This window comes from Fructilactobacillus florum 8D, from assembly GCF_000512295.1.
GTDB lineage: Bacteria > Bacillota > Bacilli > Lactobacillales > Lactobacillaceae > Fructilactobacillus > Fructilactobacillus florum.
The window spans coordinates 21,240-46,784 of record NZ_ALXG01000029.1; the positions used below are offsets into that span (position 1 = coordinate 21,240).

Below are 25,545 nucleotides of genomic sequence, written 5' to 3' on the forward strand. Positions count from 1 at the left end.
CAGCCCAGAGATTGATTATAATTACTCAACTTTTGTAGTTTACCATTAAAGATTTCGTGATGCAACTTTCAGCATTAGTCTAAATCATTAATCATTTGCACTCGAGCATGTAAATTAGTCAGCTTTTGGGCAAGATTGTCATATCCACGTAGAATATTATCGGTGTTAGTAATGGTAGTCTCGCCATCGGCCATTAATCCGGCAATTACCAGCGAGGCGCCCGCCCGAATCTCACCAGCTGAGACGGTAGCCCCATGTAAAGCAGCGGTCGGATTAATTTTAATCTGATTTTCTGGAGTAATACTAATCTGAGCACCCATTTTTTGCAACTCTGAAACATGTTTTTTCCGTTGCGGATAGATGGTGTCTTCAATCAAACTAGGCTCCTGAGCTCGCAAAAGTAACGGTGTAATTGGTTGTTGCCAGTCCGTCGCAAAATTAGGAAAGGGCGCAGTTTTAATGTGAACGCCATGTAACTGACGGTGTGGATGAACCATGATACTGTCTGATCCAATCTCCAAAGCCACGTTCATTTCGTTCAGTTTATCAGTAAAAGCCTGCAAATGTTGCGGGATTACATTATTAATCTGAACCCCATCACCAATGGCCGCAGCTAATGCTAAGTAAGTCCCGGCTTCAATCCGATCCGGAATCACCATATGGGTTTGGTGGGCAGCCAACTGAGCGACTCCTTCAATCCGAATCTCATTCGTACCCGCTCCACTGATGCGAGCTCCCAATTCGTTTAGAAATGACACAATATCAACAATTTCGGGTTCTCGCGCAACGTTACGAATGATCGTCGTGCCTGTGGCTCTCGTGGCAGCTAAAATCGCATTGATAGTAGCCCCCACTGAAATTTTTTCAAACTCAATTTCCGTTCCAAGCAAGCCATGGTCAGTTGCATCAATTACAATCTGATCACCATGTTCTCGGACTGTCGCTCCAAGAGCCGTAAAGGCACGGATGTGCTGATCAATCGGTCTTGGACCAATGTTATCACCGCCGGGGAAATTAATCTCAACGCGGTGAAATCTACCTAACAAAGCCCCCATAAAGTAATAAGAAGCGCGTAATTTTTTAATGGCACGGCTGGGTAACCGACCGCTTTTAATTTTAGTTGGATCAAGCTTTAATACTCCATCAGCAAAAGCTGACGGTACATTCATGGCTTTGAGAATTAGCATCAAATTATGAACATCTAAAATATCAGGTACCATGTCGAATTTGACTGGCGTATCAGAAAGAATCGCGGCGGGAATCAGTGCTACGATGCTATTTTTGGCACCGCCAATGGTAACGTCGCCATGAAGTCGTCGACCTCCCTGTATTTTCATCGTACTCATGTATAATAATCCTCACTGTTTTCACTATAGGTCACGCTCTCAATCATAAGTAAAAAATGGCGGTATTACAATAGCATTCCTAAGATTTTCGAAAAAAGTTAAGGATATCACACACTTATTTTTTTTGTTCGTGATACTGAGTAGCGGCGGCCACAAATGCTTTAAATAATCCTTCTGGTCGATCCGGTCGGGAAAGAAATTCTGGATGATATTGTGCTGCTACAAAAAAGCGGTGTTGCGGAACTTCAACAATTTCAACTAAATGGTTGTCAGGTGAGGTCCCAGCAATAACCAAGCCTGCGGCCTCTAAATCCTGCCGAAATTGGTTATTAAATTCGTAGCGGTGTCGATGACGTTCAGAAATCTGAACTTGGTTGTCATAAGCAGCAGCGGCCTGCGTGTGCGGAGTTAATTTTGTGGGGTAAGCGCCCAAGCGTTGGGTGCCCCCTAAACCATCCACATCGTTTTGATCTGCCATCAGATCAATCACATTGTGCTGGGTCTCGCTATCAAACTCGGTTGAGTTCGCATCAGCAAATCCGGCAACATGTCGAGCATATTCAATCGTGGCAACTTGCATCCCTAAACAAACTCCTAAGAACGGCAGGTCATGTTCTCTGGCAAATTGAATTGCCGTTATCATTCCCTCGATCCCGCGATTTCCAAAGCCACCAGGCACAATCACCCCATCAAAGCCTGCCAACTGATCAGCTACGTTCGCTGCCGTGATGGTTTCCGCATCGAGATTCACAATTTTTACATCGGCATCAGCCGCATAGCCAGCGTGCCGGAGCGACTCATCAACCGAAATATAAGCATCTTTCAGTTTGACATATTTTCCTACCAACGCAATTCGCACGGTTTTGTGCAAATTGCGAATGTGTTGTTCCATTTTTTTCCAAGCAACCATATCGGCCTCAGGAGCCTTAACGTTAAAATGTTCCAAAATCTGATCATCCATATCTTGCGCCTGAAAACTGAGTGGTAACTGATACAAATTTGGAGCATCAATTGATTCAATAATGCTTTTTTCTGGGACATCACAAAACATGGCAATTTTTTGTTTCATCGTTTCCGTAATTGGTTTCTCTGCTCTTAAAACCAGCATGTCCGGCTGAATCCCCACACTCCGAAGTTCATTGACACTATGCTGGGTCGGCTTGCTCTTCATTTCATCTGCTGCCCGCAAATATGGTACCAACGTCGTGTGTACGTAATAAGTGTTCTTAAAACCAGCTTCTTTACGCATCTCGCGAATTGCTTCTAGAAATGGAAGAGATTCAATATCTCCTACTGTACCGCCAATTTCTGTAATGACAATGTCTGCCTGAGTCGTTTTAGCTGCACGCATAATCTTTTCTTTGATCATACCGGTAATGTGTGGAATCACTTGGACAGTGGCTCCTAAATAGTCCCCATGGCGTTCTCTTTCTAAAACTTCTTGATAGATTTTTCCCGTCGTCACGTTGGAATACTTGTTGAGATCATTGTCAATGAACCGTTCATAGTGGCCTAAATCTAAGTCAGTTTCGGTCCCATCATCAGTTACAAATACCTCACCGTGTTGATAGGGATTCATTGTTCCCGGATCGACATTAATATAGGGATCAAATTTTTGAACCGTCACAGACAACCCCCGGTTTTTAAGTAACCGTCCGAGCGAAGCCGATACAATCCCCTTTCCCAACGAAGAAACCACCCCGCCAGTGACAAAAATATACTTGGTCATAATCAATTCCCCCCTGTGATCTAACAACAACAATTAAAAAGGCTCCCCTAATGGTAGGGGAGCCTTGTTTCGAATGCCTTTATGATCCCATAAAGTGCCCAAGAAGGATTTTAATCGAAAAGCAGAATGGCGTCAAGTCTAAAGATCATCGTCGTCATCATCGGCTTCATCATGATCTTCTGCTGCCGCATGCTCATCCAAATCATCATGAAAATCATCATCTTCTGAATCGTCATGGTGATAATCAATCCCTGCATGATCCTCGGGAGCATCGTCCTGATCATCGTAATCAATCACATCGTCATCTTCTGGGTCGTCATTGTCATAATCAATTACATCGTCGTCATCAGCGGCATCTGCCAGAAATGCATTGATTTTGTGACGTTTTTTAACTTTTGGTTCGTCGTCGCCTTCACTAGCCGTAGCTTCATCAACTGAATCATAAGGATACCAAGTCCGCAAACCCCAGACATTGTTTCCAAGCGAAATAAAGCTTCCATCAACGTTTAGGTCTGAATAAAACTGAACTAAGCGATCCTTGATTTCGGCATCACTAAAACCAGTGTACTTTTGGATGGCATTAACTAAGTCAGGGAATTGCATGGTCTTCCCCTGGTCCGCAAGGATTGCATGCGCTACCTCAATCATGGATAATTCGTCTTTTTTTGCTTGATCCAAGTTTTCTAGTTCCAAATCACACACGCCTTTCTTAATCACGGTTACATCTCATCATACTAATTTATGAATTAAATTGCAATTTAATCTGGTAGTCACCGACCGGGTCGCCTCCTTGCCGAAGCTGATAGCAAACCTCGAATGCCCCCACGGCCGCCTCTACATCAAAATCCAAGTGTAGTGCTTGCGTTTTCAATTGTAGTTTCACTAGTCCAAACGGGGTCCGGTACTGGTTTTCGGTTTCTGCTTGATCACGAAACAAAAAATTAAGCCGGTTTTCGCCGTTCCGAAGCAAACGAACTTGCTTTTGATTATCAAAGCGAAAGGAAACCGGAACCGTCTGGTGACCCGTCGTCTCTTGAAAGCGCAGATACCAAGTTCCTTGAATCTGACCTAACTGACCTGTTTCAACAAAATGATGGGTCGTGGTATCTCCTTGCTGCGTCACCGTAGTGGTTAATTTTACTTGAACTGGAATTGTTGCGTTTTTTTCTATCACGACAAACACCTCTTCTATCTGGACTAGTGGTAATGACGAATCTAGCTGGTTCAGCTATAATTGAAACAGACTGAATAAAGGAGCTCAGCAGATGGCTTACAGTGCGGAAAAATTAAATCAGGAAAAAGTGATTCGTGATCCAGTTCATAGTCACATCTACATTCAAGATCAGATTATTATGGATCTCATTAACACTAAAGAATTTCAACGACTACGAAGAATTCACCAACTAGGAACTACGTCCTACACTTTCCCTGGAGCCGAGCACACCCGGTTTACCCACTCACTGGGTGTTTATGAAATTGTACGCCGAATCTGCGATCACTTTCAACGAAACTATCCGAGCCAAACTCCGACTGATGGTCTGTGGGATGACAACGAGCGACTGGTGGCCGAGTGTGCTGGTTTACTCCATGATATCGGACACGGAGCTTATTCGCACACATTTGAACACATTTTTCATACTGATCATGAGTTAATTACCCAAAAAATTATTACTTCACCAGAAACTGAGGTTAATCAAAAGCTCCGCCAACTGGGACCAGATTTCCCAGCTAAAGTTGCTAACGTCATCAATAAAACTTATCCCAATCAGCAAGTTATTCAGATGATTTCTAGTCAATGTGATGCCGATCGGATGGATTATCTCCTACGTGACTCTTACTTTACTGGTGCTCAATATGGAAATTTTGATCTAGATCGAATTTTACAAGTCATGCGTCCCTACCGACACGGAATTTGTTTTAAAATGAGTGGGTTGCATGCCGTTGAATACTACATTGTCAGTCGTTACCAAATGTATCTACAAGTATATTTTCACCGGACATCGCGGTCAATGGAAATAATTTTAGCAAACTTATTAAAGCGGGCTTACGAACTAGTTCAAAATCCCCCTGCTGGATTCAAGTTTGAACCGACCCTTCTGTTACCCTTTTTAACTGAGCAATTCGATCCAAACCAGGATCTGAATCCATATTTGCAGCTTGATGACGGCGTGCTAAACACTTATTTTTCAACCTGGCAGGAGCTCCCTGACAAAATTCTAGCCGATCTCGCCAGTCGCTTTCTCAACCGACGTCCGTTTAAATCGGTTCAATTTAAACAAGCAACTAAACCCTTAATTCCAAAACTAGTTAGTTTAATTAATCAAGCCGGGTTTAACCCAAACTATTATGCAGCAACTGACAATAGCTATAACCAACCTTATGATGTGTATCAACCACAAAACCAACAACAAAATGCGCCGATTGAACTCATGCAAAAGGACGGTAGCTTATTAGAACTCTCCCAGACTAGCTTATTAGTTCGAACAATGACCGGGCGTGACTTAGGCGACAGTCGTTTTTTCTTTCCCAAAGAAATGCTACGAACACATTCAGACCTTGAATTGTTTCAACCAGTATATGATAATTTTCAGCAGTACCTTAAAAATGATCAAATCATTCGCCCAAAGGAGTCGAACAATGAACCAAATTAAACTAGTCGCCATTGATGTCGATGGTACCCTACTCAATGAAAATAATGAACTTGCCCCAGAAACCATCGCTGCTGTCAAACAAGCGCGCGCAGCTGGTGCCAAGATCGTCATTTGTTCTGGACGCCCTCTTTCTGGCATCCATCCCTACCTAGATCCGTTAGAGATTAGCGGAGATCAAGAATATGCCATTGCTTTTAATGGCGCCGTGGCAGAGACGGTTTCTGGAAAAATTCTGTTCCAAGACAATGTTAACTATGAAGATTATCTCGAAGTTGAGATGATGGCACGCGAGATGGGAGTTCATTTTCAGATCGAAGCTGTTAATGGAATTTATGTTCTCAATCGAGATATCAGTTTATACAGTAGCTATGAAAGTCAGTTAGTTAGTCTCGCTATGAATTACCGCGCTCCAGAAGAAATTACTAGAGAATATCAAATTTGTAAGTTAATGTTTGTTGATGAACCAGCCAAAATTGATGCTGCCAACCATAATTTACCACTATCCATCAAGGAACGGATGAACGTGGTTAAGAGTACACCCGTTTTCCTAGAGTTTATGAACAAACGAGCTGGTAAGGGTAATGCGTTGGAGCAACTGACCAAGTCACTTGGACTAACTCCCGAAAATGTAATGGCCATCGGTGACCAAGAAAATGATCTTAGCATGATTAAATACGCGGGATTAGGGGTCGCCATGGGAAATGGCATTGATGATGTTAAACAAAATGCCCAGTTCATTACCAAAACCAATCGTGAGAACGGCGTTGCCTTTGCCCTTGATAAGTTTGTCACAAACAGGGATCAGTAACTACCCTTTTTTACACCAACTAAAAACATCCTGATCTGAGTTAAAGCTTTCCTCACATCAGGATGTTTTTTTAGTTATTCTACTTGATTTGATCCGTCTCGTAGTTGAAGCGCGAATTGAACAGCGGACTAACTGGTCGGTTTTGATCAATCCGCATGATCGCATCCCCAATTAACGGAGCAACTGAAATTTGCTTAATTTTAGCAATTTTCTTTTCCGCCGGTAACTGAATCGAATCAGTGACAACCACTTGTTTTAGCGGTGATGCATCAAGCCGATCAATTGCCGGTCCTGATAGCACTGGGTGGGTACAACAAGCGTAGACTTCTGTTGCACCATTTTCGATTAAGGCAGCTGCCCCCTTAGTAATCGTTCCCGCCGTATCAATCATATCATCAATCATGATCGCTCGTTTCTGAGAAACATCGCCAATGATATTCATAATCTTGGCAACGTTTGCTTTGGGACGACGCTTATCAATGATGGCAATTGGTGCTCCCAAAAACTCGGCTAATGCTCGAGCTCTCGTAACCCCACCATGATCAGGAGAAACTACCACGGCATCCTTTGCTAACCCATTTTGAATAAAGTAATCAGCTAGGAGTGGCGCCCCCATCAAATGATCCACTGGTACATCAAAAAATCCTTGGATTTGTGAAGCATGTAAATCTAGTGCTACCACTCGTGTGATTCCATCGGTTTGCAACATGTCAGCAACCAGTTTGGCCGTAATTGGTTCTCTGGAACGTGCTTTTCGGTCTTGGCGAGCATAGCCATAGTAGGGGATCACCACATTAATCGTGGCCGCACTAGCCCGGCGCAGTGCATCCACCATAATCAAAAGCTCCATCAAATTATCATTTACCGGAGCTGAAGTTGATTGAATAATGTAGACATTGTCTCCACGAACACTTTCTTCGATATTAATCTTAATCTCACCGTCACTAAAGTGATCTACAGAAGCTTGCCCCAGTTGAATTCCAATGTGCTTGGCAACCTTGGCGGCTAGCGGCTGGTTAGAATCTAATGAAAAAATCTTTATGTTAGAATTTTGTAACCCAATTCCCATAATATCCCTCGCTGCTAGTAACTAGTTTTTTACTAATTATATGATTAGTTTTTTAATTCAGCAATAGTTTAATCTGTTCCATTAAAAGGTAATTTTTGATAATAGTTCGGTTTATTTTCCTGTCGTTGCCTAGCAATTGCCATTTCATAACGATCAATGTCATCCGTAATCGTGGATCCCGCCGCAATGAAACTGTGATCAGCAATTGTTAATGGCGCAATCAGATTGGCATTGCTCCCAATAAAGCAGTCGTCCCCAACGATGGTTTCATGCTTATGCTTGCCATCGTAATTGGCAAAGATCACTCCACAGCCAATGTTGATCCCGCGCCCTAACTTAGCATTGCCAACATAGCTCAGATGACCCATCTTCGTATCGGCTCCCAATTCAGCTTGTTTAACTTCACAGAAGTTTCCGATGTGCACCCGCGGACCAATTTTAGCTCCTGGTCGCAAATGACTATGCGGACCAATGTCTGAGTGATCACCCATTTCTGCATGATCCAACGTTGATGACGTAACGGTAACCCCATCATGCAAAGTACTAGCGACCAGCTTAGAATGAGCCCCAATCAAACATTCATTTCCAATCTTAGTACCGGCTTGCAACTGAACTCCTGGTTCAATAATGGTATCAGTTCCAATTTTAATTCCTGCATCAATATATGTACTAGCAGGATCAATAATTGTTACTCCATTCTCCATGTGCTGATTATTAATCCGGGTCTGCATTACCTTCGTAGCATCAGCCTGTGCTTTTCTGGTATTTACTCCCATTGATTCAGAAAAATCATCCATTTGATAGGCAGCAACCGCTGCTCCAGATTTTTTCAAAATTTCAATCACATCAGTTAAATAATATTCTCCCTGCGCATTATCATTAGTAACCTGATGCAGGGCGGTAAATAACTGTTGATTATCAAAAACATAAACCCCAGTGTTAATTTCGTGAAGACTCTGTTCGCTTCTAGTTGCATCCTTTTGCTCAACAATTTTATTTAAATTCCCGCTAGAATCGCGAACAATCCGACCATATCCCGTCGGATCGGGCGCTTGCGATGTCAAAACGGTAGCAGCAGCGTGCTGGGCTTCATGAAAGTCAAACAACTTTGCCAGCGTACGGGCACGAAATAATGGTGTATCACCACTCATAACCAAGGTCGTCCCTTGAGCTGTTTGCAATAATGGTTCCGCCCGAAGGACCGCATCCCCCGTTCCCAGTTGCTCAGTTTGAACTACATATTCAGTACGCTGCCCAAGCTCTGCTTCAACTGCGGTGGCCCCATAGCCTACGACGGTCACAATCTGCTGCATATCTAACTGGCTTACTTGCGTCAAAACATGATCCACCATGGTTTTCCCACAGATTTGATGCAAAACCTTGTAGCTTTTCGACTTCATCCGGGTTCCCTTCCCCGCTGCTAAAATAATCGTGTTTCTTTCACCCATCATTTTCTCCTAGTCATTCCTACTAAAAATTTGTTCGTCATAATTACCCTTCATAATCAACATTTCTCCGGCTGCATTAGTTTCCATCTTAACCAGCGAAGTATAATTACCAAAATCTTGATTATTACTATAGGCTCCTTCAGCGAAAAAAGTACTCCCGACTAAATTACAGTTAAATTCGGTGATTAATGAGGTCAAGCCATTAATTGTACCGCCACCATGAATAAAGTCATCGACAATCAAAACATTTCCGTCTTGTTGCAAGCTGCGTTTGGAAATCGTCATGCGCTTGATTTTTTTACTAGACCCAGAAACATAATTAACACTGACAGTCGAACCTTCGGTAATGTTCGTATCATGCCGTGCAATTACTAATGGCGCATTTAAATATGACGAAGCGGCCTGCGCAATCGGAATTCCCCGAGTTGCGACGGTCAAGATGGCATCGACCCGCTGGTTTAAATACTGAGTTGCAATCATTCTACCTAAGTAACGGAGCTTTTCTGGATCCCCTAGAATATCAGACATGTATACATATCCACCAGGAAGAGTTCGTTCACTATTGTTTAAGATTGTCACGATTTCATCCATAAACTGGTCGGCGTCTTCTTTTAAAATATAAGGGATATACTTTGCCCCACCAGCAGCCCCTGGAACCGTTTCTACTAAACCAATCCCCCGCCTTTGAAATGTTCGTTTTAGGATGGTTAAGTCTTCACTGATTGATGATTTTGCCGAGTCATAGCGTTTTGAAAAAAACGTCAGCGGAATCAAGCAGTGCGGTCGGTTCAACAAATAATCTGTCATGTCGACAAGTCGTTCACTACGCTTTACCTTCATCTTTTCACCTCATCATTTTCAATATATTCTGAGTTTAGCATAAATGTTCGGTTTTTGGGTTTTGTTTTAATTAATTTTAGTTAATTTCGTACTTTATTCCAAAAAAAAGGATTCGTTTCAACTTAACGAATCCTAAGCACTACCCGTCATCCGCTAATGTGCTCGATAACGACTATACCCTAATGCTCCAAAATAAATGATTGCCTCGATTGTTGCAATAAAAAAACTAACCGGGAGATTGGTCAGGTAGCCTAAGTAAAGCCCCACCCAAACTCCTAATAATCCAAATCCAATTGCTAAGAAGGCCATCCCACTAACTGAATGCACAAAATACTTGGCACTGGCAGCCGGCAGGGTTAACAAAATAAAAATCAATAACGAGCCAACGACCTGGGCAGCTACTGACACGCTCAAAGCCAACATCACTAAAAATGCAACTGATAACCAGCCTGTCGCTAACTGTTGTCCTTGTGCTCCAAGTGCGTCAAAAGAATCGAATTTTAGGTTCCGATAAATTAATAACATCCCAATCAAGACGATTCCGGCCATAATGATCATCTGATAAACATCGGTAATACTAATCCCAACGACACTTCCAAACAGAATATTAGTAGCATAGCTGGCGGACTTATTTGAAAGTGCTAAAAACAAGACCCCCAGGCCAATAAATAAACCTGAAACAGCACTAATGGAATCTTCACGGCGCGCTGCTTTAGTACTCATTCGTCCGACTAATACCGAACTAATGATGGTAAACAACAGCATTCCGTTTAGCGGGCTAATCCCAACAAACATGCCAAAAGCTGCCCCTGCAAAGCCAATTTCTGACAGCGTATGCGTTAAAAACGGCATGTTACGGGCAACGACAAATACGCCGACAAAGCCACAAACAATCGCAATCATGGTACTGGCAAGATACGCATTTCGCATGAACTCAAAACTAAACATGATGTTCGCCCCCCACGTAATCATTAACCTGTAACTGCTGAATTTCTCCGTATTCATATCCTTGCGGTTGCAATAACAAGTAATGATCCGAGTAAGCCCGAGCTAGTGGCAAATCATGGGTCACAAAAATCACTGTAACCTGCGTAGTTTGGTTTAATTTTCGAACCAATTTAAGGAGGGTTTCCTTGGCTATGGGATCTAAGCTAGCCGTTGATTCATCTAAAATCAGCAGATCTGGTTGCTTTGTCAAAGCTTGCGCTAGATACGCCCGCTGTTTTTCTCCTCCAGAAGCGCGCCCCATCGGCTCATTTTGGAGCTGTTCCAGGTCGGTTTCCTGTAACACTCGCTGTAACTGCTGATGTTCTTGATGACTAAGCCAAGGCCAATGAAACCCACTAAAGTTTAAGGCAACAAAATTTCTGACCGACAATGGGTATTCGTCATCAAGGTTACGAAATTGTGGAACATATCCAATACTAAGATCTTTTCTACTGGGGAAAAACTGAACTTGTCCGTGGGTTGGTTGGAGCTGACCTAAAATAATTCGAATCAAGGTCGTTTTTCCAACCCCGTTCTCGCCAACAATACTTAAAAACTCACCACGATGCAGTTCAAAATCTAGATTATTAAGAACTTCCTTCTCACTAAAATCTTGGCGTAGTTGGTGACAAGCTAACATAATCTCGCTCATAACCGAGTTCCCCCTTTAACTTGCTTTTTCAAAAAAAAAAGGACCATCGTCCTTGCTTCATGGTCGTTTTTCAAATGTAACTTGAATGTCTTCTGTCAAAATCTTGGTATACGTAAATGAGGCGTGTGCCGGTTGTTCACTAGCACTTAAATCCACAATAAAAACAGCTGGGAACGCTTCAACCAGGACACCGACATACTCATTTGTACGTTTTCGCCCTGCTTGTTCGACAACTTTAATGTTGCTGCCCAAGTGACCCTTGATCCAGCTCTTAATGTCTACCAAACCCATTTCCATTTTTATCACCTCACGATTCGCAGTATATCACGAAACGCCTGGTTTGTAAATTATATCGGTCTAGACAGATTTTAAATCAGCTGCCTGCACGGCGTTAGCTAGTTGTACAAACTGGTTTACCGTCAACGCTTGTGGACGAAGCTTCGGATCAATTTTCAACTCAGTTAGGATTACTTGTAATCGTGCTTTAGTAGCTGCTTGTTTACCAAATAACCCGACCAAATTATTCCAGAGCGTTTTTCTTCGATGCGCAAAACAGCTTCGCACAAACCCCGTCAAACGATCCGGTTGGCTGGCCGTTACCTCAATTCCATCTCGAGGAATTAACTTTACAATTGCTGAATCAACCTTTGGTGCGGGTACAAATGATTTATGCGAAACGTGTAACGCCAACTCCGCCTCATATTGGTACTGGATGATTACGCTCAATGCCCCATAATCAGTTGTTTGAGGCTGAGCACAAACCCGCTCAGCGACCTCTAACTGCATCATAAAAACCATTGCCGCAAATGACACCGGACTCTGCATAACACTGGTAAGAATCGGTTTAGTAATGTAATACGGCAAGTTAGCAACGATTTTGATGGGATGATCACCATCGAAATGTTTTGCCAATAGCTCCGGTAGATTCGCTTGTAAAAAATCTTGATGCAAAATGGTGACATTCGAATAAGGCGCCAACGTTTCTGCTAGCACCGGCAAAAGCTCCTCATCCAATTCAAATGCCACCACTTGGTGGGCTCGTTGCGCCAACTGTTCTGTCAGCGCCCCGATGCCAGGACCAATTTCAACCACATCGTCCGTCTTGCTAACCGCCGCAATTTCTGGAATCGCATGCAAAACTGCTAGATCATTTAGAAAATTTTGTCCCAAGCCCTTTTTAGCACTTAAGTGATAGCGATTTAGAATTGCTCGTGTTCTAGTTTGACTACCAATTTCTGGATTATTAGTCATTCTGTTCTTCCTTATCAATTTCTGCCACCGCTGACCAAAAATCAGCCCGTTGAATTCCAAACATCCGTAATCGTCGTTCCAACTGCTTTCCGTTAACATACCCCAACTGCAAAAGTTCGCCCAAACGCAACCGTCGTTGCCGGGCCTGCTGAGTTCCGACCAGCCGAGCCTGAATTAGATCATGCCGACTAATCACCGTTTGATTTTGCTTGCTTTCTGTATAAACGGACGCCAATGCTGATCTAATAGCATCCAAACTCGCATGTTCAACGCCAACCGAACCGTGGCGCTGCGTTGGCAAGGCATCCTGTTTTTGGATAAAAGCCTGCTTCGCTTCTGGAACTTCACGTGCAATGATTCGGCGAATTTTTTCTCCTGAAAAATCAGGATCAGTAAATACAATCACTCCGCGGGTTTGCGCAAGCTGATCAATTAAAGCTAGGGTTTCATCCGAAATCGCCGATCCCCGGGTCTCAATAGTATCAGCATCCACTGCCCGTTGGATTTGCTTGGTATCTGACTTACCCTCCACTACAATAACTTCTTTAATTCGTTTCATGATCGCCTTCCAATCCAAAAACACGGCGGGCATTCGCATAAGTAGCCTGCGCAATCACATCTGGATCAACATCACGAAACCGAGCCACCGCTTCGAGGGTATACAAGGTATTGGCCGGCTCATTTTGTTGCCCACGTAGTGGTTCTGGTGCAAGATAAGGAGCATCCGTTTCGACCAGCAAGCGATTCAACGGCGTCTGCCGGGCTGCTTCGTGGATTTCCTTTGTTTTTTTAAAGCTAACTACGCCACTATAAGAAAGGTACAAACCTAAATCCAAAAATTTTTGCATCCAACCAACATCGCCGTTAAAACTATGCATAATGCCACAAAGGTTCTCTACGTGAGCTTCCCGTAAAATACGATAGGTTGTCTCCACCGCATCACGATTGTGAATTGAGATCGGCAAATGATAGGCCTGTGCCAATTCAATTTGTTCCCGAAAAACTCGTTCTTGTAATTTTTTGCCCGTTGCTTGTTGGTGAAAATCCATGCCAATTTCTCCCAACGCCACCACTTGAGGCATTTGTAATTGTTGCTCTAACTCCGCTACCGTCGCTGAGGAGTACAAAGCGGCATCTTCTGGATGAAATCCTACAATGGCAACTAGTGCTGGGTATTGTTGCGCCAGTTCAATTGCTTGCCGATTCATTACCGGATTAGAGCCTACGATCGCCATGTTAACGACTCCAAGTTGGCGAGCATGCTCAATGGCAGCTGGTACTTGATCAGAAAAAGCTGGATCATTTAAATGCGTATGCGAATCAAACAGCTGCATGGGAATCCCTTCTAACAAAATATCATTATGCTAACTGACTTCCGTTTGGTAAATCACCGTTTAAAGTTACTAGTTCTACTTCACCATTATCTTTTTCAATTGACAATAACATGCCCTGGCTAACTTCTCCACGTAACTTAATTGGTTTTAAATTAGCAACAATTAGGACTTTTTTTCCTACTAGTTTTTCGAAGTCTGGATACCACTTAGCAATTCCAGAAACAATCTGACGCGGAGCTTGATCGCCGGCATCCAAACTAAATTTTAATAATTTATCCGCCTTGGCTACCCGACTAACCTTCTGAATTTCTGCCACCCGCAATTCTAATTTATCGAATTGCTTGATCTCAACTAGTGATTTAGCATCAACGCTCTGTTCAATTCGTTGTTTCATCGCGCTTCGTCCCTTACTTTTTTCAGCGGTAGTCATTTTACCTTTAATCTTATCAATTTCTACCTGCCGCTCTAACCGAGGAAAAATTGGCTTTCCTTTAGTAACAACTGTCGAATTTTCGGGTAAATCAGCTAAGGTTGCCTTTGCCAGTGAAAAATGATCATCGTTTGCTAATCCAAGTTGGGTATAGATTGCAGCGGCGGCCGTTGGCATAGCGGGACTAATTAGGATTGCAATCAGTCGTAAACTAGCAGCCAAATGTGCCATCACCGCTGCCAGTTTTTCTTGATCTGCTGCAGTCTTTGCCAACTTCCAAGGCTCCGTCTGATCAATGTATTTATTGGTCTGTCCCACCAATTTCCACACTTCACCAAGTGCTTCTGATAAATGAGCTTGGTCCATCAAAGTCCGATATTGCTTGGTAACTGCGACGGCGGTTGCCTGTAATTCCTGCTCAGGAGCGGAATCCAAATCGTGATAGCTTGGGACAATTCCATTTTCATATTTATTAATCATTGCGACCGTTCGATTCAACAAATTCCCTAAATCATTCGCCAAATCATAGTTCAACCGATCAACAAAATCTTCGGGGGTAAAGAGTCCATCACTCCCAAAAGGAACAACCTTCAATAAAAAGTAGCGGGTCGCATCTAATCCGTAATTTTCAATTAAATCCTCTGGATAAACAGCATTCCCCTTAGATTTAGACATTTTACCGTCTTTCATGGTAATCCAACCGTGCGCATAGATTTCATGGGGTAAGGGAAGTCCCAAGGCATGCAAAATAATGGGCCAGTAAATACAGTGGAAACGAACAATTTCCTTCCCAATCAATTGTAAATTAGCCGGCCAATATTTCTTCATTAAATGGTCATCATCGCTGTCATAACCTAATGCTGTAATGTAGTTACTAAGGGCATCGATCCAGACATAAATCACGTGTTTAGGATCAGATGTGACAGGAATCCCCCAAGCAAAAGTGGTTCGTGAAACTGCTAAATCCTCTAATCCCGGTTTCAAAAAATTATTAATCATTTCTTTCATCCGCGATTCGGGTTGAATGAAATCCGGGTGTGCTTGGTAGTAATCGAGCAACCATTCCGCATACTTACTCATTTTGAAGAAATAAGAAGACTCATTAACTAACTGTACTTCGTTTCCTGTTGGTGCAAGCCCGCCAACGACTTGCCCTTTCTCATCACGGTAAACCTCACTTAATTGTGATTCGGTGAAGTATTCTTCATCAGAAACCGAATACCAGCCCGTATATTGACCTAGATAAATATCTCCCTGATCAAGTAGCTGTTGAAAAATCTTTTGAACGGCCTTGGTATGCCGTGGTTCAGTCGTTCGAATGAAATCATCATTCGTGATATCAAGCGCTTGCCAGAGATCTTTAATCTGTGTCGCCATTTGATCAACATATTGCTGCGGTTGAATGCCAAGTTTGTCAGCTTTTTGCTCAATTTTTAAGCCGTGTTCATCCGTTCCCGTTAAGTAATAAACATCATAACCAGCTTGGCGCCGGTATCGAGCAATGGCGTCAGCAGCCACCGTCGTATAAGAATTTCCAATGTGAAGCCGTCCTGAAGGGTAATAGATTGGCGTTGTGATGTAGTAGGTTGGTTTTCCCTGTGCCATGCCGCTGCTCCTTTTCAATTTGTTTTGAGTAGTTTGATAAAATCAGTTTTTGCATCCATTTTTCATGGATATGTTACTTATTTTACCAAATTTACAGCTAATAATTTGATTATTCATGAGCTATTTTCGTCGAATGATTAGCACTTCGATTTCAAAACCAGTTAGGTGCTGAAAACTTTACTAGTCAATCAGTAGATTTTTTTATCGATGAATCTAAATTTTGTAACCACTCCACGGTATCTTCAATTCCTAACCTTAGCCCCCACGAACGACGCAACTAAAATAAGTTTAGTTGCTCTAACGAACCACCATTTGGCTCTTGATGAAGCTTTCGTTTTAATTCCAATGCATTCGGCGCCGCATCCTTGCCAGCATTATTATTAAAAATCACTACCACTTGACTTGCCTGCTGTTCCAAGCGTTGCACTATCGTGGTTAATTGAGCAAGTTCGGCCGGCTGATACCGATATCGATACCGTTCCCTGGTCCCCTCAGCCCAAGCCACTTCGTTGCGCCCGTGGAGCCTGACAAAGGCTAATTTCGGATTAGTGACAATCGGCACCAACGGCACCCCATTATTGTGAGCATGGGGTTCATCCACCACCACGTTGCTGTAGTTCAACCCTGCCAAAAATGAAAGCGTATCGTGAGTTAGTTCCGAGTTTGCAAACCAGGAAGCGTGTCGAAATTCCACGGCAATTGGCCACTGTGGCAATCGTTTTCTGATGGCTTGCAAATATTGAACATTCGTTACGTTGCAGGTAAATGAAGGCGGAAATTGAAACAATAAGCTTTGTAGCTGATTAGCTGCTACTAGTGGAGAAACTGCTTGTTCCAATTCCGTAAACAATTTCGCTAGTGCCGCCCCTTCCAGTTGCGGAGCATGTGGCAAGGGCGTTTTTGTCATAGCGTAGTTCGCCTTTACAATAAATTGAAAATCTGCTGACACCTGTGTTTGCCACTTGGTGACCCATGATTGCGGCGGGATGCGGTAAAAAGAACTATCGATTTCTACCAAGGAAAAATCACGTGCGTATTCAGAAAGCGTAATTTTTTGCTTCTTCCCACTGCTTAAAAATGGATGGTCAGTCCAGGTGGTCAATCCCACTTTAATCATGGTCATCAACCGCTAATTCAGCAAAGAACTGCTCGGCTGCCATGGTGATCATGGTAACTGGAAAATCAAACTGGAGGGGCTCCTGATTGATTGCGACAACCGGGGCAGTTGGATTACGGTAGTCTAATAACCCGGAGAAAGGATAAACCCGCATCGAAGTCCCCACAATCACAATTAGATCGGCTTGGCGAACGGCGGTCAAACTGGTTTGTAGGGTGGTCGGTGCAATGCCTTCACCATATAAAACAATATCTGGACGTAAAATCCCACCGCATTGCTGGTGATACATCGAATGCGCATAAGCAGCATAGCTCACTGTTTGTTGACATTTTTGACAATAAATGTGGTACAAATTACCGTGAAACTCCGCTAAATTGGTCGCTGCAGCTTGTTGGTACAAACCATCTACGTTTTGGGTCACAATTGCTGCTCGCCCCGTTCGCGTCAGGGCCGCTTGTTTTTCATGAATCACATTTGGTCGTGCCTTTGGAAAATACATGTTCTTCATGACAAAATCATAAAAAACGGCGGGCTCTGTTTGCAAGCAGGTCTGACTCAAATAGTATTCGGCGGGGTGCTGTGCTGCTCCTCGATCATACAAACCACCCTTCGAGCGATAATCTGGGATCCCCGAAGGTGTCGAAATTCCCGCACCAGTTAAAAAAACCAGGTGGTTGGCTTGTTCAAATTTACTTTGTAATTCACTAGGTATCATATTTTTCTCCTATGATCGGAGCAGGTACGGAAGTTTGAGTTCGTTAAACAACTCGCTAACCGTCTTTTCATAGTTTTCTTGAATAAACTGCCGTCCAGCAGACGGTGTGCTTGGTCCTGCCAACACCAGTGAATTTTGATCATCTGCCAGAGCAAACCCAACAACCGCCCGAGTGCCGCTCTCCTTGTCTTTCAATTCGGAATGATATAGCTTAAAAACTTGTTTAACTTGCAGTTGTAGCTGCCGTTTTGAAAAAACGGAAGTAATCATTGCAAAATCGGTTAAGTGAAGCTCCGCCAGCTTCCAGGTACGCATTTGGTCGTCAAAAGCTTTAAATAATTTAACTGCATTGCGACGGACTTGAAATGGTTCATCAGTTGGTTTCGCTGTGATTTTTTGATAAAGATGCTGAGCTGCCGCCGTTGCCATCGGAAAATTTTGCTCAAAAACCGACCGATAGTCTCCTAACGTTGGCCCCAACAAGACTAATGCATCAATAATTACCACCAATCGTTTTATCATTTCGTTATCCAGCTTGCCAATTTCTGGGGTGATTAATTGACGAACTCCACGGACATAGGCAGCTTCAATCTCAGGAGTGATCAACCCGTGCCGCCGTTGTTCTGGATAAACTACCAAGTGTAAAATGATATCAAACAATTCCGTCCCAAAATACTGTAGTTGATTGTCTAACTGGTGGTCATCTGTGGTTAGCGGAAAATAGATTTTGGGAAACCCACGTAAGGTCATTAAAAGATGTAATAGTTCATGGGTAACCACAAAATCAGGTGCGGTTAGATCACTAACTTGCACCAAGAGTTGTTGTCCATTTTGAATTACCTGAGCTTGGTCGTGTCGCACCGTCCCAGACTTAAATGTCCCAATAAATTGAACCTGTACATCGCCTTGAAAATAATGAGCCACCTGGTTTAAGAGACTTTGGCTGGTCGAGTTCAATTGTAATTCATCTGCCAAATTTACTGTGCTCCTTTCTGACGTACTTGATTAAGAAGCGCCTGAGCCGTTGCAAGGTTTTGTTCCGCCGCAGGATACCGTTGTAATTGTTGAAGCACCGGTTGGATTTCTTCAGGAGTTGCTCCCGCAGTCAAAACCAATGACTTCAATTGCAGTTGCATATGCCCCTTTTGGATTCCATCTGTGACTAAGGCCTTTAAGGCAGCTAAGTTCTGCGCTAAGCCGATTCCAGCTAATAAATTCATCATTTCTAGGGCGGAATCAAGCTGTAAAATATGATAATTAACTTTACTAATTGGTAATACGTGGGTTGCTCCACCAACGATTCCGGTTGGAATTGGTAACTTGATCATCCCAGAAAGTCCAGTTGGGGTTACCTCCCATTTGCTAAGTCCTTGGTAACTACCTTTGCGGGCTGCATAGGAATGCGCACTACTTTCGACGGCTCGCCAATCATTACCGGTCGCGACCACCACCGCATCAATCCCGTTCATAATTCCTTTATTGTGAGTAGCAGCTCGTTTAGGATAGATTTTAGCAATGTGGGCAGCCTCTTCAATCCGAGCAGCTACCTCTTCTCCAGAAAGAGCGCCCCGTTGGAGGGCGGAAAAAGGTACCATGCCAGTTGCCATCACAATGTTGTGGTCCCCAAAGTTAGATAAAATACTCATGATGACCCGGTGATCCAATTCCGTTTCTACCAAAGTAGCAATTGCTTCTAACATCGAATTAACCAAGTTAGCTCCCATGGCATTGCCGACGTCAACAAATAACTCGAACGAAGCATGCGTTTCGTCGATGGGGTTGAACTTCAAATCACGAACGCCCCCATATTTTTTGATCGAAGGATGTGCGTCCACTGCCGTCTGTAACAATAATTGACGGTGTTCGTCAAACCAATTTTGTAACACCAATAAATTATCGGCCTTAATCAATACCTCTCCGGTCAAGACGTGACTTTCGGCAGTTGCGGTAATTCCACCACCACGCCGTAACATTCCAGCCCCATTACTAGCAGCTGCGATCACGGACGGCTCTTCTGTCACCATCGGAACCAAATAGTGCTTTTGATTAACAACCACATTTGGAACGATTCCTTCTGGTAGCCCATAACTAGTCAAATAATTTTCGATCAGGTGTGCTTCCGTCGGTTGATAATTTGCTTGCAACACCTGCTGTTCGTTCGCACTCAGGTCTGTTGCTGCCACGAGCATTCGGAACCGTTCTTCGTACGATTTACGATGAAATCCGTGTAATTCAGTCATGGCTCACTCCCCTTTGTAACCGCTGGCGGAGGTGTTCATTAATCACACCCTCTCGCACACCTCCATCTGAGAAAATCACTCGTTTTGAATCAATAAAATCCATGATAGCCGTCAGATTAACTAATCCGCCAACAATCACATCTGCGCGATCGTTTTCCAAACCCGGAATCTTTTTACGCTCCTTATAGTTAGCACTGAGCAGCATTAACATGGTTTTACCAACCTGTTTTCTCGTCAACTGATAATCCTGAATGAGATCTATCGGAGTCAAAGCTTGTTGGCGTCGATTAATACGAGCGAGCGTCCGGGCAGCACCACCAATTAACACAATGGGGTAATGAACTGGACGTCCCAACCAGCCAATTTTACTAAAAATTTCGATAATGTGTTGCTGTGCAGCCAGCCAATCAGCCCCAGAAACCTGATCTTTTAAATGAAATTGTTCGGTGATTTTAACTGCTCCAGTAGGAATACTGGTATAGTTAATGGCTTCCCGCTTGCGCACATGCACAATTTCGACACTAGCACCGCCAATGTCCATCAGAACAAAGTCATGTACTTTAACTCGGTCAGCTACCCCTTCATAGTCAAAATAAGCTTCTTCTGCCCCCGTCAGCACTCGAATCTTTATCCCGGTTTGGTCGCGAACTAATTTGAGAAAATCATCCTGATTTTGCGCCTGACGAACCGCTGCCGTTGCAATCGCCGTAACCGTTAAATTTGGCAGCTTACTATAAAAGGCTTGAAATTGATGTAGTGCCTTAATGGTGCGCTGGATGGCACCCGATTGGAGCCGGTTTTTCCGTCCCATTCCCTGCGATAGACGAGCCGGGCTCTTCATCCGTTTCACTTCCTGATAATTGCCCTCTTGATCAATTTCGTAAATCGCCATTCGCACCGAATTAGAGCCAATGTCGATAATGACAAAGTTCTCCATCACATCCTCCTAGCGCCGACCTGCGGATTGAAAATAATTAATTCCCATTGCATCCCGAACTTGCTGGAGCGTGGCTTCGGCTGTCTCATTGGCGGCGGCACTCCCGGTCTCTAGAATCTTGCTAACCTGTTCCAGGTCAGCAGCAAAGACCGCCCTACGTTCTCGAATGGGAGCCAGTTTTGCTTGTAAAACCTCGTTAAGATACCGTTTGATTTTCACATCACCTAATCCACCATGCTGATACTGGGCTTTTAATTCCGCAACATACGAAGAATCATCAGCAAAAATATCCAGGTAAGTAAAAACCGTGTTACCAGCCACTTGCCCTGGATCCTGTACGTGGATATGGTTTGGATCCGTGTACATCGACATAACCTTTTTTTGAATCGTATCCTCATCATCGGCTAAATAAATGGCATTATTTAAGGACTTACTCATCTTGGCATTGCCGTCGAGTCCAGGAATGCGTCCCTGCCCCTGTGGAGGGAAATATCCGGTAGGCTCCACCAACACCTTACTATCATAGATATGATTAAAACTACGAACGAGCTCGCGGGTTTGTTCTATCATCGGCTCTTGATCATCACCAACTGGAATCACTGCGGCTTTGAAAGCAGTGATATCGGCAGCTTGACTCACAGGATAAGTCAAAAATCCGGCAGGTACACTTTCATTAAAGCGCTTTTGCTGAATTTCATGCTTTACCGTGGGATTTCTTTCCAACCGAGCTACCGTTACTAAATTCATATAAATCATTGTTAGCTCATTTAAAGCAGGAATTTGCGACTGCACAAAGATGGTTGACTTTGCTGGATCAATCCCAACTGCCAGATAATCCAAGGCCACTTGAAATAAGCTATTGCGGATTTTTTCCGGATCCCGCGCATTGTCCGTTAGGGCTTGCATGTCAGCAATCATAACGTACGGTTGATATTTACCTTCATTTTGTAACCTCACTCGATTGGCAAGTGAACCAACATAGTGCCCAATATGCATTCTACCTGTTGGGCGATCGCCTGATAACATCACTGGTTTCTTTTCCATTTTAAAAATTTCTCCTTTGCTAACAAAACAGGCGCCCATGATTAAATAATCAATAGGACGCCTGCACGTGGTACCACCTAAATTGCACTTTAATGCCACTCTAACGGTAAGGTCGTTAGCCATTCCAATTCACTTCGTCGCATCGATTTCACCAAATTCGATTTCTCTGTTTGTTGACGTCGCTACTATTATGTTTTAATTTTAGTTGGTTTCAATTCATTTGTCAAAACTAGCCTCCCTTGTTTGCGCCGTTCAAGTTGTTTTTCGGTATAATAAATACAAGGATTTTCTTAGCTTTCTACCATTTTTAATTCCACTGTTTAGAAAGGGTGTTTCCATCCCTATGCTTAGTAACGCCAAAAAAGAAGAACAGCAAGAACAACACCGCATTACTACCATTTCAAAATTATTAAAAGCTAAAATTAAAACCGTCAAATTACAGGTCAAAGCGGCCGCCACGGAGTTACAACGAGTTCAAAAAAACTATGGGATCAATACCTCTGTCAACTATCTAGAAGCAGATGATCGAATTGAGACCAAGGCTGATTTACAGCAACAACGCAGTTTAGTTAACAAGGTCGTTGAAGATGAAAAAATTGTAAAAAATCAACTTCAAACCTATCAGCTTCTAGAAAAATCACCCTACTTTGGACGTATTGATATCAAAAATAGTCCCACTAGCCTCCCCGAAGCCCTTTATATCGGAACGGCTTCGTTGATTGATGATCAAGGTCAGTTTTTGATTCATGACTGGCGCGCTCCCATCGCTAGCGTTTACTACAACGGAACCTTAGGCACCGTTACTTATCAAACGCCTGCCGGAGACCAAACCGTCGAATTAATTAAAAAACGCCAATTTAAGATACGAAATGGGCGTTTACTCAATATGTTTGATACCAACGAAACTGTTGGTGATGAACTATTACAAACCGAATTAGGTGCTCAGAGCTCCGAGAATTTACGCAATATCGTAGCTACGATTCAAAGGGAACAAAACGCAATTATCCGCGATACTAAAAGCGATCTTCTCGTTGTCCAGGGCGTCGCCGGATCCGGTAAAACATCAGCCTTATTACAAAGAATCGCTTTTTTACTGTATCATAGTCGCACGACCCTTGCGGCCAACCAAATCCTATTATTTTCCCCTAACCGGCTCTTTTCAAACTACATCAGCGAAGTACTACCCAGTCTTGGTGAAAAAAACATGCGTCAGGTAACCATTGCAGAATTCTTTCAGCGAAGATTAAATGGCTTTAAAGTTCAAACCATCTTCAATCGTTTTGAAACCGCCGAACATCCAACTGCAATTACTACTTTCAAGGGAAGTCGCGAATTCATTACAGCGATTGAAACTTATCTGCAGCGCTGTTCGTCTCAAAACCTGGTGTTTTTAGACATTTATTTTCATGGGGAAGTTTACTTTACTCGTAGCACTATTACGAAAATCTATGCTGCGCTTCCAATCAACCTTCCTTTTCGTGAAAAAATCGTAGCCACGAAGAATCATCTTATCAAAAAGCTACAACGACGCAGTCGCCAAGATGCCCATAGTAGTTGGGCTGAAGAAATCTTAAATACGCTTTCTGATGAAGATTATCATGAACTTTTAGCCGAAACGGAGCATGAGGAATTTGACTCATTTGCAGCCGAACAAGAATACCTTCTTTTAAGAATTGCTAGAAGAGAACTTCGAATCGTCTACGATGCGATTTACAACAACCGTTTTTGGGACGCAGCTTCGCAATATATCGATTTTCTTCATCACGTCACCATTCCAAATAATGTGACCCGGCTTGATTGGGATAAAACCATTCATGACTTTCAGGAACGACTTGAATTTCATCAAATCCATCTTGAAGACGCTGCTCCCTTGCTATACTTGCGGGATCGTTTTTTAGGGAGCCATCGCAATCAAAGCATTAAATACTTATTTATTGATGAAGTACAGGACTACGCAATAGCTGAACTAATGTATCTCAAAATGATTTTTCAACATGCGAAGTTTAACTTGATTGGAGACAGCGAGCAGGCTTTGTTTAGAGACGTTGAACCAGCAAAGCAATTATTACAAGAATTAAAGCAAGCATTGCCGGTTAAACATGAGCGGCTCATTGAGTTGCGAAGAGCGTACCGTTCTACTTCCCCCATTACTAAATTTGCTAGTTCGCTTTTGCCGGATGGAGACCAGATTAAACCATTCAACCGCTCAGGAACGTTACCAGAAATATACATTGAACCCAGTTATAATGATCTAGAAAAGCGGCTAATAAAAGTTGTAAGCGCTGATTTAAATCAATCCGATTCGGTAGCTGTTATTACCAAGAATCAAGAACAAGCTGCCACCGTTTGGCAAACATTACGTAGCCACTTTGATGCCCACTTGATTTCTGATGACCAACGCTCATTGGCTCACGATGTCATCGTGCTTCCGATTTATCTTGCTAAGGGCTTGGAATTTGATGCTGTTATTGGTTGGGATCTTTCCAAGAAAAATTATCCAGACCACCACTCATTAGGGATAGTGTACACCATGGCAACCCGAGCCATGCATACACTCACTTTGCTGACCCGTGCTCCGATTACCCCGGTCATTAATTTACAAACTAGCACTGGTTCATTTGTCAAAATTTTTAACAAACACAAAAAGAACTGATTAAGCAGTTCTTTTTGTGTTAATGTCTTTGTCGCAATAATTCAACAATTTCTTGTAAGTATTTATCCGTGGTACTAGGAGCAGGCGTTTTCTTTGCCGGCTCAAGTCGCAATTTAGTTAACAACTTAACTAATAGAAAGACCACAAAAGCAATAATAAAGAAATTTAGTAAAGAATTGAGAAAAGCTCCATATCTAAACGTCGTATCGCCTACATGGAAAACTAATGTTGATAGATCAACTTTCCCTAAGAAAATTCCGATGAACGGGTTTAACAAGTTTTTCACCAATGAAGTTACAATATTGGTAAACGCCGCTCCAACAATGACCCCAACTGCCATATCAATTACATTGCCTCTTGAAATGAATGCTTTAAATTCTTTAAACATTGATTAGCCTCGTCTCCTGTTAATGTGTTTTTTAGCTACTACAATAACTCCATTATAACGAACTACACCCCTTCGAAAACATAGATTTACCAATAGCTCCAAATTATTATTTTTCAATTTATATGTACTTGTCCACTTGCTTTTTTACCTAAATCACATTCAATCGACGTGATTACTTAACGAAACGTGGTATTCAATTGCAGTTTGAGCCGCTTCTGGGGATTCTTAATATTGATATAACAGCATTCGTAGGGCAATGGTACACAATTATTTATTTAAAAACTCCTTTCGACTATTAAGT

At 42.9% G+C, this 25,545-nt stretch carries 24 protein-coding genes; 3 read left to right on the plus strand and 21 right to left on the minus strand.

Going from position 1 to position 25,545, the window contains the following annotated elements:
- Nucleotides 1-74 precede the first annotated feature (74 nt).
- The 4 genes from B808_RS03360 to B808_RS03375 form a co-directional block, all read right to left on the minus strand.
- Entirely contained in the window at nt 75-1,346 is a 1,272-nt protein-coding gene (locus B808_RS03360; protein ID WP_009167330.1) for a UDP-N-acetylglucosamine 1-carboxyvinyltransferase, read from the minus strand.
- 115 nt (nt 1,347-1,461) lie between these two features.
- Nucleotides 1,462-3,075 carry a CTP synthase gene (locus B808_RS03365; RefSeq protein WP_035421934.1) on the minus strand — a complete coding sequence of 538 codons (1,614 nt, stop codon included), beginning with the start codon at nt 3,073-3,075 and terminating at the stop codon, nt 1,462-1,464.
- A gap of 138 nt (nt 3,076-3,213) precedes the next feature.
- Nucleotides 3,214-3,768, minus strand: a complete 555-nt coding sequence (rpoE, locus tag B808_RS03370; protein WP_009167332.1) for a DNA-directed RNA polymerase subunit delta — start codon at nt 3,766-3,768, stop codon at nt 3,214-3,216.
- 46 nt (nt 3,769-3,814) lie between these two features.
- Nucleotides 3,815-4,249, minus strand: coding sequence for a DUF1934 domain-containing protein (locus B808_RS03375; RefSeq protein ID WP_035421936.1), 435 nt, complete (start codon nt 4,247-4,249; stop codon nt 3,815-3,817).
- 91 nt (nt 4,250-4,340) lie between these two features.
- Here B808_RS03375 and B808_RS03380 point away from each other — a divergent pair, with 91 nt between their 5' ends.
- Entirely contained in the window at nt 4,341-5,726 is a 1,386-nt protein-coding gene (locus tag B808_RS03380) for an HD domain-containing protein (RefSeq protein WP_009167334.1), read from the plus strand.
- Nucleotides 5,713-6,534, plus strand: coding sequence for a sugar-phosphatase (gene yidA / locus B808_RS03385; RefSeq protein WP_009167335.1), 822 nt, complete (start codon nt 5,713-5,715; stop codon nt 6,532-6,534). Before B808_RS03380 ends, yidA begins: the two co-directional genes overlap by 14 nt.
- Before the next feature lie 79 nt (nt 6,535-6,613).
- Here the strand turns inward: yidA and B808_RS03390 are convergent, their stop codons facing one another.
- The 16 genes from B808_RS03390 to trpS form a co-directional block, all read right to left on the minus strand.
- Nucleotides 6,614-7,603 (minus strand): ribose-phosphate diphosphokinase, encoded by a 990-nt coding sequence (locus tag B808_RS03390; protein WP_009167336.1) that lies wholly within the window; start codon nt 7,601-7,603, stop codon nt 6,614-6,616.
- A 68-nt stretch (nt 7,604-7,671) separates the two neighbouring features.
- Nucleotides 7,672-9,051, minus strand: coding sequence for a bifunctional UDP-N-acetylglucosamine diphosphorylase/glucosamine-1-phosphate N-acetyltransferase GlmU (gene glmU, locus B808_RS03395; RefSeq protein ID WP_009167337.1), 1,380 nt, complete (start codon nt 9,049-9,051; stop codon nt 7,672-7,674).
- Nucleotides 9,052-9,060: 9 nt separating this feature from the next.
- A complete protein-coding gene (gene purR, locus B808_RS03400) occupies nt 9,061-9,891 on the minus strand; it encodes a pur operon repressor (protein ID WP_009167338.1) in 831 nt (276 codons plus the stop codon).
- A gap of 153 nt (nt 9,892-10,044) precedes the next feature.
- Nucleotides 10,045-10,839 carry a metal ABC transporter permease gene (locus tag B808_RS03405; protein WP_009167339.1) on the minus strand — a complete coding sequence of 265 codons (795 nt, stop codon included), beginning with the start codon at nt 10,837-10,839 and terminating at the stop codon, nt 10,045-10,047.
- Entirely contained in the window at nt 10,832-11,530 is a 699-nt protein-coding gene (locus B808_RS03410) for a metal ABC transporter ATP-binding protein (RefSeq protein ID WP_009167340.1), read from the minus strand. Before B808_RS03410 ends, B808_RS03405 begins: the two co-directional genes overlap by 8 nt.
- 57 nt (nt 11,531-11,587) lie before the next feature.
- Complete coding sequence (locus B808_RS03415; RefSeq protein WP_009167341.1) at nt 11,588-11,827, minus strand: Veg family protein; 240 nt, start codon at nt 11,825-11,827, stop codon at nt 11,588-11,590.
- Nucleotides 11,828-11,887: 60 nt separating this feature from the next.
- Nucleotides 11,888-12,781 carry a 16S rRNA (adenine(1518)-N(6)/adenine(1519)-N(6))-dimethyltransferase RsmA gene (rsmA, locus tag B808_RS03420; RefSeq protein ID WP_009167342.1) on the minus strand — a complete coding sequence of 298 codons (894 nt, stop codon included), beginning with the start codon at nt 12,779-12,781 and terminating at the stop codon, nt 11,888-11,890.
- Nucleotides 12,774-13,340 carry a ribonuclease M5 gene (gene rnmV, locus B808_RS03425; protein WP_009167343.1) on the minus strand — a complete coding sequence of 189 codons (567 nt, stop codon included), beginning with the start codon at nt 13,338-13,340 and terminating at the stop codon, nt 12,774-12,776. Before rnmV ends, rsmA begins: the two co-directional genes overlap by 8 nt.
- The gene (locus B808_RS03430) at nt 13,327-14,115 is read right to left on the minus strand and encodes a TatD family hydrolase (RefSeq protein WP_009167344.1); all 789 of its coding nucleotides are present in this window, start codon (nt 14,113-14,115) and stop codon (nt 13,327-13,329) included. The genes rnmV and B808_RS03430 overlap by 14 nt, the downstream gene beginning before the upstream one ends.
- Before the next feature lie 25 nt (nt 14,116-14,140).
- Nucleotides 14,141-16,150, minus strand: a complete 2,010-nt coding sequence (gene metG / locus B808_RS03435) for a methionine--tRNA ligase (RefSeq protein ID WP_009167345.1) — start codon at nt 16,148-16,150, stop codon at nt 14,141-14,143.
- 277 nt (nt 16,151-16,427) lie between these two features.
- Entirely contained in the window at nt 16,428-17,273 is an 846-nt protein-coding gene (locus B808_RS03440; RefSeq protein WP_225349220.1) for a DUF72 domain-containing protein, read from the minus strand.
- Nucleotides 17,260-17,982 carry an NAD-dependent protein deacylase gene (locus B808_RS03445; protein ID WP_009167347.1) on the minus strand — a complete coding sequence of 241 codons (723 nt, stop codon included), beginning with the start codon at nt 17,980-17,982 and terminating at the stop codon, nt 17,260-17,262. The genes B808_RS03440 and B808_RS03445 overlap by 14 nt, the downstream gene beginning before the upstream one ends.
- Before the next feature lie 9 nt (nt 17,983-17,991).
- A complete protein-coding gene (locus B808_RS03450) occupies nt 17,992-18,957 on the minus strand; it encodes a hypothetical protein (RefSeq protein WP_009167348.1) in 966 nt (321 codons plus the stop codon).
- 2 nt (nt 18,958-18,959) lie between these two features.
- On the minus strand, nt 18,960-20,222 hold the full coding sequence (locus B808_RS03455) for a hydroxymethylglutaryl-CoA reductase, degradative (RefSeq protein WP_035421939.1): 1,263 nt from the start codon (nt 20,220-20,222) through the stop codon (nt 18,960-18,962).
- Nucleotides 20,215-21,159: a Ppx/GppA family phosphatase gene (locus B808_RS03460; protein ID WP_009167350.1), complete on the minus strand. Its 945-nt coding sequence runs from the start codon at nt 21,157-21,159 to the stop codon at nt 20,215-20,217. Before B808_RS03460 ends, B808_RS03455 begins: the two co-directional genes overlap by 8 nt.
- A gap of 9 nt (nt 21,160-21,168) precedes the next feature.
- Nucleotides 21,169-22,203: a tryptophan--tRNA ligase gene (trpS, locus tag B808_RS03465; RefSeq protein ID WP_009167351.1), complete on the minus strand. Its 1,035-nt coding sequence runs from the start codon at nt 22,201-22,203 to the stop codon at nt 21,169-21,171.
- Between the two features lie 343 nt (nt 22,204-22,546).
- On the opposite strand from trpS, the gene helD reads away from it, so the two are divergent.
- Nucleotides 22,547-24,856: an RNA polymerase recycling motor HelD gene (gene helD, locus B808_RS03470; protein ID WP_035421941.1), complete on the plus strand. Its 2,310-nt coding sequence runs from the start codon at nt 22,547-22,549 to the stop codon at nt 24,854-24,856.
- A gap of 19 nt (nt 24,857-24,875) precedes the next feature.
- Here the strand turns inward: helD and mscL are convergent, their stop codons facing one another.
- Nucleotides 24,876-25,244: a large-conductance mechanosensitive channel protein MscL gene (gene mscL / locus B808_RS03475; RefSeq protein ID WP_035421943.1), complete on the minus strand. Its 369-nt coding sequence runs from the start codon at nt 25,242-25,244 to the stop codon at nt 24,876-24,878.
- Nucleotides 25,245-25,545 lie beyond the last annotated feature (301 nt).